A 252-nucleotide genomic window follows, 5' to 3' on the forward strand; every position below is an offset into this window, starting at 1 on the left:
TAGTGAGTCTGGCTCGATGTCAGTAAGTGATTCAACTTCGGCATCGTTGAGTAACTCAGGCTCAATCTCGATTAGTGAGTCTGGCTCAACGTCGCTGAGTGATTCAACTTCGACATCAACATCATTGAGTAATTCAGGCTCAATCTCGGTTAGTGAATCTGGCTCAACGTCAGTAAGTGATTCGACATCAGCATCGTTGAGTAATTCAGGCTCAGTCTCGGTTAGTGAGTCTGGCTCGACGTCAGTAAGTGA

1 protein-coding gene is annotated in these 252 nt (G+C 46.0%); it reads right to left on the reverse strand.

The features are described 5' to 3' along the window. The coding region (locus FD04_RS12650; protein ID WP_202813169.1) for a hypothetical protein at positions 1-252 on the reverse strand (252 nt) is incomplete at both ends.

Origin of the sequence: Secundilactobacillus odoratitofui DSM 19909 = JCM 15043, from assembly GCF_001434895.1 — a bacterium.
Taxonomy (GTDB): domain Bacteria; phylum Bacillota; class Bacilli; order Lactobacillales; family Lactobacillaceae; genus Secundilactobacillus; species Secundilactobacillus odoratitofui.